Origin of the sequence: Micromonospora sp. NBRC 107095 (assembly GCF_030269705.1) — a bacterium.
Lineage (GTDB): Bacteria > Actinomycetota > Actinomycetes > Mycobacteriales > Micromonosporaceae > Micromonospora > Micromonospora parva.
On sequence record NZ_BSTU01000001.1, the window covers coordinates 392,419 to 408,050 of the forward strand.

A 15,632-nucleotide genomic window follows, 5' to 3' on the forward strand; every position below is an offset into this window, starting at 1 on the left:
GCTGTCGAAGGTCGAGTGGCTTTGACGACCTTCGTCCAGGATTCGTCCAGCCGGCTCTGGTTGGCTGGTGCAGGACATCGGCATGACAGGAGACTTCGTGCAGACCGGTTCGACCACCGATCAACCGCAGCCCACCGCCGGCACGGAGGACGACGAGACCTGGCGGATCCGGCGCACAGCGGCCGACCAGGACCGGCTCGGCGAGACCGAGTCGATCTTCGCGTTGAGCAACGGGTGGATCGGCTGGCGCGGGGTGCTCGACGAGGGCGCTCCCTGCGGGATGCCGGGCAGTTACGTCAACGGCTTCCACGAGCGGCGCGAACTGAGCTACCCCGAGGAGGGGTACGCGTTCCCGTCGGCCAGCGACACCGTCATCAGCGCACCGAACGCCGCACTGATCCGGCTCTGGGTCGACGACGAGCCACTCGATCTCCGGACCGGGACGCTGCGCCGCCACGAACGGGTGCTCGACCTGCGTACCGGCGTGCTGGCTCGGGAGACCGAGTGGATCTCACCCGCCGGTCGGGGCGTGCGCCTGCGCAGCACCCGGTTGGTGTCCCTGCCGCGTCGCCCGGTGGCCGCCGTCCGGTACGAGGTCGAGCCGTTGGACACCGCCGTCGAGCTGCGCGTCTGCTCGGACCTGCTGGCCAACGAGAAGGTGCCGGAGCGCTCGGACGACCCTCGGGCCGCCTCGGTGCCCACCGACCCGCTGACCGCCGAGACGTACCGGGCGACCGGCCTCGACGGCGTGCTGGTGCACCGCACCGAGCGCAGCGGTCAACGCGTCGGGGTCGCCGTCAGTCACCTGCTGGACGGGCCGGACACGATGACCACCACCGGTGACTGCACCCCGGACCGGGTACGGCTGACCGTCACCGGTCGCCTGCACCCGGGGGAGCGGTTGCGGCTGACGAAGTTCGCCGCCTACGAGTGGGCGGCGGTCGACGAGACGCCCGCCGACGAGTTGGCCGCCCTGGTCACCGCCGAGGTGGACGCCGCCCGTGCGGACGGCTTCGACGCCCTGCTCGTCGACCAGCGCGCCGCCTTGGACGCGGCCTGGCAGGTCGCCGACGTGCGGCTCGACGGCGATCCGGAGCTTCAGCAGGCTGTTCGGTTCGCGATGTTCCACCTGATCCAGGCGGGTCGCCCGGACTGCGACCGGACCATCTCCGCCAAGGGGTTGACCGGCAACGGCTACGACGGTCACGTCCTCTGGGACACCGAGAGTTACGTCCTGCCGGTGCTCACCTACCTGGCCCCGGCGGTGGCCCGCTCGGCGCTGACCTGGCGGCACGCCCACCTCCCCGAGGCGCGGGAGCGGGCCGCCGAGCTGCGGTTGACCGGCGCGACCTTCCCGTGGCGCACCATCGGTGGCCGGGAATGCTCCGGCTACTGGCCGGCGGGCACCGCCGGGCTGCACGTCAACGCCGACGTCGCCGACGCGGTGCTGCGCTACGTGGCGGCCACCGACGACCAGCGGTTCCTGGCCGAGGCAGGGCTGGAACTGCTGGTGGAGACCGCCCGGCTCTGGCACGGCTTCGGCCACTGGTCGAGCGACGGCGGTTTCCACCTGCACGGTGTGACCGGCCCGGACGAGTACGCCGCGCTTGTCGACGACAACGTCTTCACGAACCTGATGGCGAAGCGCAACCTGCGTGGCGCAGCGGACGCCGCCGAGCGGCATCCGGAGGTGGCCGGTCGGCTCGGCGTGGACCGCGACGAGGTGGCCGGCTGGCGGGCCGCCGCCGATGCGATGGCCATCCCGTACGACAACGAGCGCGGGGTGCACCAGCAGGCCGCCGGCTTCACCGAGCAACCCGAGTGGGACTTCGCGAACACCGGCGACGACGATTACCCGCTGCTGCTGCACTTCCCGTACCTGGAGCTGTACCGCAAGCAGGTGGTCAAGCAGGCCGACCTGGTGCTGGCCATGCAGCTTCGCCCCGGTGAGTTCACCGCCGACGAGAAGGCGCGCAACCTGGCCTACTACCAGGCCCGCACGGTCCGCGACTCGTCACTGTCGGCCGCCCCGCAGGCGGTGCTGGCCGCCGAGGTCGGGCACCTGGACCTGGCGTACGACCTGTTCGCCGAGTCGGTGCTGCAGGACCTGGCCGACCTGGGGGACAAGACCGCCGACGGGCTGCACCTGGCCTCGCTGGCTGGCGCGTGGCTGGCGCTGGTGCAGGGCTTCGCTGGGCTGCGCGACGACCACGAGGTGCTCTCCTTCGACCCCCGCCTGCCACGGCGGATCGACCGGCTGGCGTTCAGCCTGCGCTGGCGCGGCCACCGGCTGCGGGTCACGTTGACTCCGACGGAGGCCCGCTACGAGCTGCCCGAGGCCACCGGCGATGCCGAGGTCGAGCTGTGGCACCACGGCGAGTCGCTGCGGGTCACCGGCACCGGGCCGGTCACCCGGCCGATGCCGCCGGTGCCGGACCCCGGCCCGGAACCGCCCTCCCCGCCTGGCCGCCGCCCCACCCGCCGCTCGGCCGACTGAGCCGTCGTTCGGCTCAGATCGGTGCGGGACCACCTGCCATCCGCTCGCGGACGGCCTCCAGGGCCTCGAAGGCGTACGCCCAGTTGTGGCACTTGAAGCTGCGCAGACCGTCGATCGCGGTGTGACAGTCGGAGCAGCGCACCCCGGCGATGGCATCCGGGATCTCGGTGTTGACGTACTTGCGATCGCCCAGGATGACCGTGGCGATCATGGTCTTGTCGTGCAGGCCGGAGAGGGCCGACGAGACGATGTCGTACCAGGTGATCCGCCGGCGGCACTTCGGGCAGTCGGGTTCGTCGCCGCTGACCCAGAGCGGGGCGCCGATGCTGCGTGCCGGCATCCCGAGCAGTTTCTCCAGCCGCCGGACGTCCGACTCCGGGGTGGTCCAACGGTGTCGGCCGGGCAGTGACGCGGGTGAGTCGTACACGGCGCGGAACAGGTCGTGGTCGACCTGCACGGTTTCGCGCTGAGCGGTCATCGGCTTCCCTCCTCGTTGAGTCGGTGCCCCCACCGTGGTCAGCGGTGACCATGGGCGCAGCCGGATCAACGACACGAGGGGTCAGCGGGTCGTCGCTACGCGGCTGACCGCTTTCGGCTCCGATGGGCGGCCTCGGGTGGTACGACGGACGCAGGGACGTGCGCCAGCGGGAGGAGCGCCGATGGCGAGCAGACCCGAGCGGCTGCTGCGAGGCGGCGACTCACCGCTGAGCGCCTCGTTCCTGGAGCTGTTCTTCGATCTGGCGTTCGTGCTGGTCCTCAGCCAGTTGGCCGCCTACCTGCTGCACGACCTCACAGTGGTCGGCGCGCTGCACACCGCAGTGCTGCTGACCGGGGTCTGGTGGATCTGGGTGCCCACCACCTGGTTCGCCGACTGGTACGACCCGCAGAGCCCGGCGGTGCGGTGGCTGCTGGTGGGCGCCGCGTTGAGCACCCTGCTGACCGGGGTGGCGATCCCGCAGGCGTTTGACGGCCGAGGGCTGCTCTTCGCCGGCGCGTACGTCGCGGTGCACATTGCCCGGGGCGTGGTCACCGCTGTCGGGCTGCGCGGTCATCCGCGGCAGATCCGGACGCTGCGGATCCTGTGCTGGTTCAGCGTTTCGGCCGTACCGTGGCTCGCCGGTGGGTTGCTGCCGCAGTGGCGGGTGCCGCTGTGGCTGCTCGCTCTCGTCCTCGACCTCACCGGTCCGCGGATCGGCTGGCCCACACCCGGGATGGGCCGGACCAGGCGGGAGGAGTTGCACCTGGCCGGTGAGCACTTCGCCGAGCGGTACCAGCAGATCATGATCATTGCGCTCGGCGAACTCGTGCTGGTCGCCGGCCTGTCGTACGCCGGCACCGACCTGCACTTTCCACAGACCGTCGCGTTTCTGCTGGTCTTCACCATCGCCGTGCTGATCGGCCTGCTCTACGTCACACCTGCCGGCCAGCGCCTCGGCCCGGCCATCGAGCGCGCAGATCCGGCCCGGCTCGGCGTGATCACCGGTTACCTGCACCTGGTGATGATCGCCGGGCTGGTGGTTACCGCCGTCGGCGCCGAACTGAGCATCGTCCACCCCCTGCGGACCGGTGACACGACCGCTGTCGTGGTCATTCTGAGCGGCCCGACGCTGTTCCTCGTCGGGCGGATCCTCTTCTCGGCGGCGATCCACCGGCGACTCTCCTGGCCCCGGATCGCCGCCCTGTTCGTGTTGGCCGGTGCGGCGGCAGTGCTGCGGCTGCCGCTGGTGGCGGTCAGCGCGGTCGCCGTCACGGTGGTGCTGGTGGTGGTCGTCCTGGATCACGCCGGCATCCGGTCCTACCGCCACCGACCTGGTGCGTAGGCAATAAGCCTGACTAAAGTCAGGTGTATGGACTCGGCTCTCATCGCCGCCGTACGGCGGTTCAACCGGACGGTCACCCAACGGGTGGGTGCGCTCGACGACGAGTACATGGCCCAGGGCCGTCCCCTGGGGCAGGCTCGGCTGCTCTGGGAGATCGGCCCCGCCGGTGCCGAGGTCGCCGCGCTACGCACCCGGCTCGGCCTGGACTCCGGACACCTCAGTCGGCTCCTGCGCACCCTGGAGAACGACGGCCTCATCACCGTCGGACCGGTCGACCGGACCGGCGGCGACGGCCGGGTACGCGTCGCCACGCTCACCGACGCCGGCCGGACCCAGTGGGCGGACCTCGATCGGCGCTCGGACGATCTCGCCGCCTCGATCCTCGAACCGCTCACCGAACACCGCCGGGAACGACTCGTCACCGCCATGGCCGAGGTGGAACGGCTGCTCATCGGGTCGATGGTCGTCATCGAGCCGTGCCCGCCGGGCGACCCACGGGCCCGTGCCTGCCTACGGGCCTACGTCCGGGACATCGCCCGACGGCTCGACGACGGGTTCGACCCCGCACTGAGCAAGCCGCTCCACGACGATGCGCTCGCCCCGCCCAACGGTGTGCTCCTGCTCGCCACCCTCAACGGCGAACCGATCGGCTGCGGCGGGGTGAAGCTCCACCGGGGCGAGGCCGCCGAGATCAAACGCGTGTGGGTGGCGGACACCGTACGCGGCCTCGGCGTCGGGCGGCGGCTGCTGGGCGAGCTGGAACGGTACGCCGCCGAGCATGGCGCGACCGCCGTCCGGCTGGACACCAACCGCAACCTCACCGAGGCGATCGCCCTGTACCGGGCGACCGGTTACCGGGAGATCGAGGCGTACAACACCGAGCACTACGCCGACCACTGGTTCGAGAAGCGGTTGGCCCAGCGCGGGGGCGACCGGTCAGGGGCGACCGCCTCCTGATGACACGGCACCGAAAATGACCTTGAAGACCGCCACCTCGCTGGGCAGGCTGGTGGGTGCCGGAGCGAACAACGGCAGCCGGCACCCACGCGAGGAGTCGTCAGTGCGCAAGCTTGTGTATTACATCGCCACCACCCTGGACGGCTTCATCGCCGGCCCCGACGGCGCCGACCCCACCGGCCCCGGCGGGTTCTGGCCGGTTCCGGACGACTACCTGCGCCACCTCGTCGCCGAGTACCCGGAGACCCTGCCCGGCCCGGCCCGGCAGGCGTTCGGCATCGTCGACGAGGGCAGCCGGTTCGACACCGTGCTGGAGGGGCGCCACTCCTACGAGGTGGGGCTGAAGGCCGGCGTCACCGACGCGTACCCCCACCTGCGCCACCTGGTGTTCTCCCGCACGCTGGGCAGCAGCCCGGATCCGGCCGTCGAGGTCGTCGACCAGGAGCCGATCGCCACGGTACGAGAGCTCAAGCGGCACGACGGCAAGGACATCTGGGTGATCGGCGGCGGTGCCCTGGCCGGTGCCCTGTACCCCGAGATCGATCAACTGATCGTCAAACTCGCCCCGCTGACCATCGGTGCCGGCATCCCCCTGTTCGGCCGCGACGCCGTGTTCGCCCCACGCACCTGGCGGCTGACCGATCACACCGTCCTGGACAGTGGCGCCCTCTTCCTGACCTACACCCGTACCGAAGCCGCAGACGAGCCCGCATGAGCGGTGGATGCGGTCCTACCCTCCGGGTCCCTGGCCGTAGCTGAGGTTCGTGGGTAGGAGTACGACCTGGCCGCTGCTGCCGCCGCCGACCGGCAGCAGCGGCCAGACCGGATCAGCCCTTCACCGCCCCCGCGGTGAGTCCTTCGGTCAGGAAGCGCTGCCCGAGGGCGTACATGATCACCACGGGAATGCTGACGAGCAGTGACGCCGCGGCGAGTTGTCCCTGTGGCACGACGTCTCCGGCGATCATCGACTGCATGCCCACCGGGAGCGTCTTGTACTCGTCCTTGGTGATGAACACGAAGGCGAAGAGGAACTCGTTCCAGGCGTTGGTCAGGGTGAAGAGCGCGACCGCCAGCAGCCCTGGCTTGGCCAGCGGCAGCACCACCCGGCCGAACGCCTGGACGCGGCTGCAACCGTCGACCAGTGCGGCCTCCTCCAACTCGATGGGAATCGACGAGAAGTACCCCACCAGCAGCCAGGTGGCGAACGGCAGGGTGAAGGTCGGGTACGTCACCACCAGCGACCACAGCGAGTCGGTGAGTCGAGCGCCGATGAGCATCTGGTACAGCGGGATGAACAGCAGCGCGCCCGGCATCACGTAGGTGAGCAGCACCGTGACGGTGAAGCTCTGCGCCCCGCGGAACCGCAGCCGGGCCAGCGCGTAACCGGCCAGGGCGGCGCAGACCAGTGCCACCGCGGTGGATGCCGCCGACACCAGCAGGGTGTTGAGGTACCAGCGACCGAACGGCTGGTTGGCGAAGAGGGCGCTGAACTGTTCCAGCGTCCATGGCGTCGGCCACAGGTCGTCGGTGCGCATGACGACCTGGCCCTCGGACTTGAAGGCCGTGACGGCGATCCAGTACAGCGGGCCGAGCACGAAGAAGAGCAGACCGGCCAGCGCGGCCCAGGACCCGACGCCCGACACCACTGACGACGACCGGCGACCGCCTCGCGACTGGAGGGTCGAGACGACCCGGCCGACCGCCGCCGCGACCAGCAGAATGACCCCGAGGACCACCGCCGCCTTCCAGAAGATCTCCGGCGACGCCCAGAGCAGCAGACCGGTGACCAGCGCGGTGACGATCCACGGCACTGCCTTTCGCGCCGGCCCGGCCCACCGCCGCGTTCCGGTCCACAGCGTCGACCGGCGTCGGCGGGGCAGCTTGATGTTGGTGTCCTGACGCAACAACCGGACCAGGACGAACACCAGACCGCCGATGATCGGCAGCATGACGAGGGTGACCGCCGCCCCAGCGCCGTACTGGAGCTGGAGGATCGCCTTGGAGTAGGCGATGAGCACGTACGGCGCTGTCACGTCGCCCGGGCCACCCTGGGTCAGCAACCAGATGAGGTCGAAGTTGTTGAACGTCCAGATCGACGACAGGGTCACCGTCACGGTGATCACGTGTCGCAGCCCGGGCAGTGTCACGTGGGAGAACCGCTGCCACGCCGAGGCCCCATCGATGGTCGCCGCCTCGTAGAGGTCCGCCGGGATGGCCTTCAACCCCGCGAGGAAGCACACGGTGAAGAACGGCACTCCCTTCCAGACGTTGACCAGGATCACCGACGGCATGGCCAGCTCCGGGTCGGACAACCAACCCGCGGGCCAGCTGTCGACCAGGTGTGCGCTGGCCAGCAGCGGCCCGATTCCGGTGGCGGTGAGCAGCGTGTTGACGCTGCCGAAGATCGGGTCGAGCAGCGCGCGCCAGCTGAACGCCGTCACCACCGTCGGCACCACCCACGGCACCAGGAGCAGGCCGGCCAGCAGGGCCCGGCCCCGGCGGCGATGGTGCAGCAGCAGGGCCGCGGCCAGTCCCAGCACGACCTTGAAAACCTCGGCGTACGCGGTGAAGACGAACGAGTTCACCACGCCGGTGTGGAACTGGTCGTCGCCGACGAGCGCGAGGTAGTTGTCCAGGCCGACGAAGACGCTGTCCTGCCCGTGCCGTTCGGTGGTGCTGGTGATGATCGACCGGGCGATCGGCACGAGAACGAGCCCGCCGACCAGCACGGCCATCGGTGCCAGGAACAGGGCCGCGAGTCGCCAGTCGCGCCCCAGTCGCCGCTGCACGGCCGTGAGGGAGCCGGGCCCCGACGGCGGTGATGTCCTCGCCGCCGTCGGGACCCGTGCAGGACGGACCGAGCTCACTGCGGCAGCCCCTGCTGGTTGAAGATCTGCACCATCTTCGCGTGGGCGGCCGTCACGGCCTGCGCCGGCGATGTTCCCTGCACGACCTGCTGCATCATGTCGGTCAGGACGTAGGCCGACCCCACCGCCTGCTGGCCCGCGCTGGCCTTCTGCGGGAAGGCCAGGCCGTTCTTCGTGTTCAGCGGCAGCTTCAACTGAGTGATCTTGCGCAGCATGGGGAACGCCGGGTCGCCGCTGGTGAAGAACGGGTCGGCATCCCAGACCTTCTCCCAGGCGGGCATCACCAGGCCGGGTGCTTCCTTCGCCACCCCGAGCAGCGCGGGCGCGCTGACCAGGTACTGCGCCAGGAGCTTGGCGAGCGCCGGGTTCTTGGCACCCTTGAAGACGACGAAGCCCTGCGACTGGCCGAGCAGCAGCGGATTGTCGGTCGCCGGGCCGATGCAGTCGGAGAACACGTGGGTGTTCGCGTGCACCGGGTTCTTCTTGGTCCTGGAGTCCGCGTAGACGCTGAACTGGTTGCGGGTGTAACCGAGGATCCCGGCCAGCCAGTTCTCGTTGTTGCTGGTGTCGGTCCAGCTGGCGATCCCCGGCGGCAGCATCGGCTTGTACTTGGGGTTGGTGTAGATGTCGCCGAGGAAGGTCACCGCCTGCACCGTCTCGGGGGAGTTGAAGGTGACCTTCCGGCCGTCGTTGGTGGCGATCGACCCGCCGTAGGCGTTGATCAGCGCCTCGATCATGCCGTTGCCGTCACCGGAGCGGTTGACCGTCATGCCCCAGCCAAAGCGGCGTTTGGCCGGATCGGAGATCTCCAGGCACAGATCCCGCAGCTCCTCCCAGCTGTAGATGTCCTTCGGGGTGATGCCCTTGTCCTGCATCCAGTCCTTGCGCAGGAACGACCCGATCCCGATGAAGTGGTACGGGATCGCGAACCACTTGCCGTCGAAGACGCAGAAGTTCTTGGCCTCGGCGCAGGGTTCGCCGTACTTGGCGGTCAACGCCGTGACGACGTCCGTCACGTCCTCCAGGTCGCCCAGCGCGTGGAACTGCGCGACGAACCGCGAGTCGGTCATGAACGCCAGGTCACGCGCCACCCCGCCCTTGACCTCGGCGTCGATCTTGGCGACCACGTCACCGGCGTCGGCCTGGACGAGGCTGTTCTCGATCTTCGTCCCGGTGGTGTCGGCGAACTTCTTGATCGAGCTGTCGAGCGCTTCGTTCGCCGCCGTCGAGTACAGCTTCTGCGACAGCATCCCCATCGAGGAACCCTTCATCGACGCCGCAGCGTCGATCAGTTCCTGCGGAACGTCCGGCTGCACCCTGCTGGGCGACTCGGAGCTGCCCCCACACGCGGCCAGACCAGCCGCGCCGAGCACCCCCACCCCCATCCCCAGAAAGCCACGCCGGGACCACGCCAGGTTGTCGTTCATGGAATTCGCCTCCTCTGTCTCCCCGCACCACCGCACGCCGAAGGCGTGCCTGTGCTCCAGGTGTGCCTATGACGGCGACCACGGACGCGTCGCCCGCATCGATCAGTGCGCTCGCGTACCCGTTGTCGAAGTTGGTGGGGTTGCGGCGGCGGGTGTTGCCCTGCCGCCGCTCCCCGTCGGGAGTCCGCTGACGCATGCGTCGTCGTGGCATCCGAGCGAGCCACGCGAGAGACTCCGCGCGCCGCTCGTCGGGTAGCGCGACGAGGGTGAGGCGATCGGCGACCGGGCCGAGAAAGCTGCGCTGACGTTGCAGTTCGGTCGGGCCACGCGACCACCACCGTTCGAGATTTCGAACTGAGTTCGAGATACCGGATCGAGTGGTCGCGACGCTAGAGCAGCGCCAAGATGGCTGTCAATGTTTCGATGTGATTTCGAACCGAAAACGGGAGGCCGACTACCGCGCCTGGGCCCGGTAGCCCATGCGCGCCGACAGCGCGGCCGCGCCCTCACGAATCAGCCCCGTCCACTCCACGTGTGCCTGCGGTGTCCAGCGGATGATCGGTGCGGACAGGCTCATCGCGGCGATGGTGGCACCGGAATGGTCCCGGATCGCCGCGGCGACGCAGCGCATGGCGCTGTCAGACTCACCGATGTCCACAGCGACGCTCTCCGCGCGGACCCGATCGAGATGCTCACGGAGCCGGTCCGGGTCGGTGATGCTGTCCGGCGTCATGCCCGGCAGCTCGCCCTTCGTCAGGACAGCGTCCAGGCTCTCCTCATCGAGGCTCGACAGCAGCACCTTGCCGACCGCCGTACAGTGCGCCGGCAGCCGCCGCCCCACCCCGGAGACCATCCGGACCGGGTGCGTGCTGTCGAACTTCACGAGATAAACGACATCGGGGCCGTCGAGCACCGCCACGTGGACCGCCTCGTGGCACGCGGTGGCCACGTCCCGCACCACACACTGCGCCTCACGGACCAGATCAAGCCGACCCGCGAACGCCGCGCCGAGCTGAAACAGCGGCATGCCGAGCCGATACTGCACCGGCTGACCCGGTACGGAGATCAGGTACGAACGAGCCTCAAGCGTCACGAGCAGCTCGTGGACGGTGGTGCGGGGCAGGTCGAGCCGCTCCATCACCTGGCGCGCCGACAGTTGCGGGCAGTCCAGGAACAGCTCGAGGACGTTGAGTGCGCGGTTGACCGCCGGTACCACACGGGGCATGTCGATAGTCCCTTCGCAGTGCCGAGCCCATGTCAACGATCTCCACACGGGCCGGCACCTGAAGAGGATATCGACGTCGGCCCGTAGCGCCAGGTGCCAGACTCGACGCCGATGAGGGCGGGTCGACGCGGTACGTCGCCGTGTCAGCCCACTTGGCGTGGGCAAACGTCGACCTGCAGAGGGTTGGCATCTGCGAAGCGAGGGCTTTCCACCCACCCCACACCCGTGGCCGCGCTCGATTGGCGGGACCACGCGGAGTCTCCGTCCCTTGTAGAGTCCCAATCGCGGCAGCGAACTTGCTCGATTCAAGCCGGGCTCCATCAGGGCCGACGCTGTCGCCACCCCTCGAAGAAGGATGCAGATGGCAGACGTTGACGAGATGGTCCTTCGGGCACAACGCTTCATCAACAGCACGTACAGCAACGGCGCGACGCTCGGCATTTCCAAGCTGGAGGAGAACGGCCGCACCGGATGGCCCGTGATGTACGCACTGACCCGGGCGCTGCAGTACGAGATCGGCATCACCTCTTTGTCGGACACCTTCGGTCCCACCACGCTGGCGACGCTGCAGAGCAAGTATCCGAGCCTGAATGCGACCACCGTTCCGTCGTGGATCTTCGGTTGCATCCTCCAGTCGGCCCTGTACTGCAAGGGCTATGACGGCGGCGGCATCGACGGCATCTACAGCGCCCGGGTCCAGGAGTCGGTCATCCGGCTGAAGCAGGACATGGGACTCGCCTATGCCTACCCGGGTGGATCCCTCGAGCCCAAGGTGGTCAAGGCGCTTCTCAACATGGACGCCTATGTCACCGTCAACAACGGGTCGAACCAGATTCGTTCCGTCCAGCAGTGGCTGAACGGCCGGTACGTCAAACGCCAGGATTACTTCGTCATTCCGTGCGACGGTCACCACTCCCGTGATGTCGCGAAGTCGATGTTGCTGGCGATCCAGTACGAGCTGGGCATGGCCGACGGCACGGCGAACGGTGTGTTCGGACCGGGCACGCAGGCCGGTCTGAGATCCCATCCGGTGTCGGTCGGCACGGCCGGCACCTGGGCCGAGATCTTCACCGCGGCGATGCTGCTCAACAAGAGGTCCGTAGCGTTCGGCGCCTTCACCTCCGAGGTGCAGGCTGCCGTGCGCGAGTTCCAGTCATTCGCGAAACTGCCCGTGACCGGGACTGGGGACTTCCAGACGTGGGCGTCGCTGCTGGTCTCACACGGCGACCAGACCCGTAAGGGCGAGGCCTGCGATGGCGTCACGAAGATCACGCCGGATCGCGCAGTGGCGCTGAAAGCGGCGGGGTACAAATACATTGGCCGGTACCTCTACAACCCGTCCTCGACGGACCTGCCGGAAAAGGCGATCCAGCCCGGCGAGCTCGCCACGATCAAAGAGTATGGGCTGCGGTGTTTCCCGATCTACCAGACCTGGGGCCGGGACGCGACCAACTTCAGTTACGCCAGCGGCTGCGTCGACGCCTCCAACGCCATCGAATGGGCCCGGATCCACGGCTTCAAGGCGGGATCGACCATCTATTTCGCGGTCGACTACGACGCAATGGATGCCGAGGTCACCACCTACATCCTGCCGTACTTCCGGGGCGTACACGGCACCGTCACCGAGCTCTCCGGCTATCACGTGGGCATCTACGGTCCCCGCAACGTCTGTCAGCGGGTCTCCGACGCGGGTTACGCGGTCACCTCGTTCGTGTCCGACATGTCGTCCGGGTTCTCGGGCAATCTCGGGTACCCGCTGCCGACCAACTGGGCGTACGACCAGATCGTCACCACGACGATCGGCTCCGGCAGCGGCCGGATCGAGATCGACAACAACATCGCCTCGGGTCGCGACACCGCGCAGGGCGACTTCGACCCGCCGCGGCCCAACACCGACGATCTCGATGTGGACCTCGACAAGGGGCGATACAAGACGGCACTGCTCAGGGACGTCCAGACCTACCTGACGTCGATCGGCGTCCCGGAGACCGGTGGCGAGGGCTGGACGCTCGACGGCGACTGGGTCACCTGGAACGTGATCTCCACGACCAATGCGTTCGAGCGGGTCATGGAGGGCGACTGGCTCTTCACGAACCTGGCCCGGACCTTGAAGCTGCGCAAGGCGCTCATCCAGGCACCGGTGCTGTGGGAGCTGCGCAAGCTGAATCCGACCGATCCGATGACCGACGACCTCGTGCGCAGTGGGCTGCGGGACGACTCCTCCACCGGCTACGGGCAGATCTTCGCCTGGGTGGCCATCGAGGCCCGTAACTACTGCATCCAACAGGGCATCATCAACGGCACGCCGCTGACTCTGAGCACCGATCGGCGCGCGGTGTGGGATCGCCTCCAGGACCCGCACTACAACATCGCGACCGCGGCTTACCTGACGATCTACAACGCCCACCAGGTCGGGGTCGCCCGCCCGTCGCTCACCACGAGTATGGCCGACATCCAGCTCATCCTGGAGCGCTACAACGGTGACAAGACCGAGAGCAACAAAGACAAGATCGAGCAGTACGGACGCGAGCTGACCGGCCTGTACAACGTCCTCGAGAATTACAACAGGCTCTCCCGTGGCGCGTAGCGGGAGATCGGTGACGAAGAATCAGGCACATGCGAAGACTCCTTGTAGCGGTCGGCGTGAACCTTCTCCTGGGGATCCTGGCCGTCGTGCCGTTCTTCCTGATCTGGTACGCGCTGTCCAACGGGCCCCTGGCCGCCCTCGGATGGACGCGGCCGGAACCGACCGAGAACGACGGGATGCTGATCTGGTGGCTCCTGGCCGCCGTGGCGTTCGGCGGGTTCGCCTCGATCTGGGGCCTGGTCAACGTGTGGGCCCGCCCCCGAGTGGCCGTCTCGGGATCCCGCTACTGGCCCGCCTGTGTGGCCGCGTCCCTGGTGCCGTTCTGCCTCATTCTGCTTCGATGACCCGGAAGGCGACATCATGAATCACCGGTTGACTCGGCGAACCGTTCTCCGAACCGCCGCCGTCGCGGGCGCGGCCGCTGCCGCCAGTTCCGTTCTGCCCGCCGCCCCCGCGTCGGCCCGTGAGGTCCGCAAGCCGAAGCGGCCGGCGACCTCGCAGAACGGATGGACCATCCAGGCCAATGCGGATTCCGATTCGCAGGTGTGGACCCGGCGGGTGGCCGGCACAGGGCTGAGCGTGCCGGTGTGGATCGGGGACGTCGAGGCGATCCTGCTCCACACGATCCGCCGATTCCACTACGAGATCGAGGAGATCCGGCCGAATGACCTGGTCGGCTGGACCCCGGCCGAGAAGGTCCGCAAGCGCAGCCCCGAGTCCAATCTGGCCTCCGGCACTGCCGTACGGATCCGGCCCGGCGCCCGTGCCAAGGGCGGCTTCTTCCCCTTGCAGGAGTTGGTGTTGCGGGACGTCCTCGCCGACTGCGAAGGCCTGGTGCGGTGGGGCGGCGACGACCGTGAGGTGGACGAGTCGCTGTTCTACATCGCGGTCGGCCCTCTCGACGAGCGGGTAAAGGTGATCGGCGACAAGCTCCGCGGCTGGGAGACGTCGCCCAGCGAAGGCGCGGGCATCGGTGTGGACGTGCTGTCCCGCTCCCGCCGCGCCCGCGCGGCCAACCTGGCCCAACGGCAACGCCGCTAGCTTGAGCTTCAACCCGTGCGGTCGCTCCTTCTGCCTTCTGCCTTCAGGCTGAGCCCGTCGGCCGGCGGGCTCGCTCATTCGTGGGCAGCAGGTAGTGGATGGCCCCTGTCATAGTCGTGTGCGCTGGTGTTCGTCCTGTCCAGCTCACCGGCTTGCAGAGGAGATGTCGTGCTGGAGTGGATGCAGGCGATAGGGGGATTGGCCTCCAGCTTCGCGGCCGTTGCCGTGGCGGTATTTGCCATCCGCCGCCAAGAAGCCTCAAGCGTGCGCGCCTTGGACGCGCAGGCTGAGGCGACCCGCGAGGCCCGAGTGCACCAACGTGAAGTGGCTTCGGAGGACCGACTCTGGCCCTGTGGCGACCCGCTCCTCGACGGTGGGAGAGTACGCGGGATACTGGCTGCGCGAGATCGTCAAGCTTGTCCCGGTCCGGTCCGCTACCGGTCGCCGTAGTGGTACCGGCAGGCGATGATCTCGACGTCGTTCTTGGTGATCCGATACACCAGCCGGTGTTCGCGATCGATCCGGCGGGACCAGAAGCCGGACAGGTCTCCCCGAAGGGGCTCCGGCTTGCCGATGCCCTCGTATTCGTTGCGCATCACGTCAGCGATGAGATCGTTGATGCGCTTGACCAGCTTTCGGTCCGTGTGGCTGAGGTACTGATTCCACGCCGTCGCGGTGAAGACCAGCCTCACGCGACGTCCCGGACGGTGGCCGGGTCGATCAGGTCCCGCTCGGCCGCATCGCCCTTTTCAAGCTCCGCCATCGACCTGCGCAGCGCGGCGGCGTTGCTCGGGTTGCGGAGAAGGTACTCGGTCTCCTTCATCGACTCGTACTCGGCAAGCGGCACGATCACCACGGGCTCGTGGCCGGACCGGGTCACCACCACTTCCTCCGCGTCGTTGATGACGCTGTCGAGTTCGGCGGCCAGGTTCTGCCGCAGCTGGGTGAAGTTCACGGTACGCATGACCACCTCCATCGCAAGTACAGAAAACTGTACCTCAGGTGGGTCTATGGCGACACGCACGTGCGCCGCCGGCTGCTGCTGTACTTCGCTTGCGGTACGGGCCACGCACAACAAGCGAGAGGCCCCCGAAGGGCCGCGGAGCTGCAAGAGAGTGGGCCGCCAGGGACTCGAACCCTGAACCTATGGATTAAAAGTCCACAGCTCTGCCATTGAGCTAGCGGCCCGCGCGCTCAGGTTACCCGAACGT

13 protein-coding genes and 1 tRNA gene are annotated in these 15,632 nt (G+C 68.3%); 7 read left to right on the forward strand and 7 right to left on the reverse strand.

The genetic code is table 11. The annotated features are described in order from the left end of the window. Window positions 1-82: 82 nt before the first annotated feature. Window positions 83-2,497, forward strand: a complete 2,415-nt coding sequence (locus tag QSK15_RS01905) for a glycoside hydrolase family 65 protein (RefSeq protein ID WP_285792607.1) — start codon at window positions 83-85, stop codon at window positions 2,495-2,497. Window positions 2,498-2,510: 13 nt separating this feature from the next. Here the strand turns inward: QSK15_RS01905 and QSK15_RS01910 are convergent, their stop codons facing one another. Then, entirely contained in the window at window positions 2,511-2,975 is a 465-nt protein-coding gene (locus tag QSK15_RS01910) for a DUF8243 domain-containing protein (RefSeq protein ID WP_285792608.1), read from the reverse strand. Window positions 2,976-3,156: 181 nt separating this feature from the next. Here QSK15_RS01910 and QSK15_RS01915 point away from each other — a divergent pair, with 181 nt between their 5' ends. The 3 genes from QSK15_RS01915 (at window position 3,157) to QSK15_RS01925 (ending at window position 5,989) form a co-directional block, all read left to right on the forward strand. After that, window positions 3,157-4,317, forward strand: coding sequence for a low temperature requirement protein A (locus QSK15_RS01915; protein WP_285792609.1), 1,161 nt, complete (start codon window positions 3,157-3,159; stop codon window positions 4,315-4,317). A 27-nt stretch (window positions 4,318-4,344) separates the two neighbouring features. Next, window positions 4,345-5,274 (forward strand): helix-turn-helix domain-containing GNAT family N-acetyltransferase, encoded by a 930-nt coding sequence (locus QSK15_RS01920; protein WP_285792610.1) that lies wholly within the window; start codon window positions 4,345-4,347, stop codon window positions 5,272-5,274. Window positions 5,275-5,377: 103 nt separating this feature from the next. Next, window positions 5,378-5,989: a dihydrofolate reductase family protein gene (locus tag QSK15_RS01925; RefSeq protein ID WP_285792611.1), complete on the forward strand. Its 612-nt coding sequence runs from the start codon at window positions 5,378-5,380 to the stop codon at window positions 5,987-5,989. A gap of 112 nt (window positions 5,990-6,101) precedes the next feature. On the opposite strand, the gene QSK15_RS01930 is transcribed toward QSK15_RS01925, so the two are convergent. From QSK15_RS01930 to QSK15_RS01940, 3 genes are all read right to left on the reverse strand, one after another. Next, window positions 6,102-8,063: an ABC transporter permease gene (locus QSK15_RS01930; protein ID WP_285792612.1), complete on the reverse strand. Its 1,962-nt coding sequence runs from the start codon at window positions 8,061-8,063 to the stop codon at window positions 6,102-6,104. Window positions 8,064-8,137: 74 nt separating this feature from the next. Then, window positions 8,138-9,568, reverse strand: coding sequence for an extracellular solute-binding protein (locus tag QSK15_RS01935; protein ID WP_285792613.1), 1,431 nt, complete (start codon window positions 9,566-9,568; stop codon window positions 8,138-8,140). 454 nt (window positions 9,569-10,022) lie between these two features. Next, the gene (locus QSK15_RS01940) at window positions 10,023-10,793 is read right to left on the reverse strand and encodes an IclR family transcriptional regulator (protein WP_285792614.1); all 771 of its coding nucleotides are present in this window, start codon (window positions 10,791-10,793) and stop codon (window positions 10,023-10,025) included. Between the two features lie 361 nt (window positions 10,794-11,154). Here QSK15_RS01940 and QSK15_RS01945 point away from each other — a divergent pair, with 361 nt between their 5' ends. Genes QSK15_RS01945 through QSK15_RS01955 form a run of 3 tightly spaced genes read left to right on the forward strand, consistent with a single transcriptional unit; the run spans window position 11,155 to window position 14,421 of the window. Further along, window positions 11,155-13,380: a glycoside hydrolase domain-containing protein gene (locus tag QSK15_RS01945; protein ID WP_285792615.1), complete on the forward strand. Its 2,226-nt coding sequence runs from the start codon at window positions 11,155-11,157 to the stop codon at window positions 13,378-13,380. A 29-nt stretch (window positions 13,381-13,409) separates the two neighbouring features. Further along, window positions 13,410-13,724, forward strand: a complete 315-nt coding sequence (locus tag QSK15_RS01950; RefSeq protein ID WP_285792616.1) for a hypothetical protein — start codon at window positions 13,410-13,412, stop codon at window positions 13,722-13,724. 16 nt (window positions 13,725-13,740) lie between these two features. Continuing rightward, window positions 13,741-14,421, forward strand: coding sequence for a hypothetical protein (locus QSK15_RS01955; protein ID WP_285792617.1), 681 nt, complete (start codon window positions 13,741-13,743; stop codon window positions 14,419-14,421). Window positions 14,422-14,855: 434 nt separating this feature from the next. Here QSK15_RS01955 and QSK15_RS01960 read toward each other — a convergent pair whose 3' ends face one another. The 3 genes from QSK15_RS01960 to QSK15_RS01970 form a co-directional block, all read right to left on the reverse strand. Continuing rightward, window positions 14,856-15,113, reverse strand: coding sequence for a Txe/YoeB family addiction module toxin (locus QSK15_RS01960; protein ID WP_285792618.1), 258 nt, complete (start codon window positions 15,111-15,113; stop codon window positions 14,856-14,858). Then, window positions 15,110-15,385, reverse strand: a complete 276-nt coding sequence (locus QSK15_RS01965; protein ID WP_285792619.1) for a type II toxin-antitoxin system Phd/YefM family antitoxin — start codon at window positions 15,383-15,385, stop codon at window positions 15,110-15,112. Before QSK15_RS01965 ends, QSK15_RS01960 begins: the two co-directional genes overlap by 4 nt. 152 nt (window positions 15,386-15,537) lie before the next feature. Beyond that, a tRNA-Lys gene (locus QSK15_RS01970) sits at window positions 15,538-15,609 on the reverse strand. Window positions 15,610-15,632 lie beyond the last annotated feature (23 nt).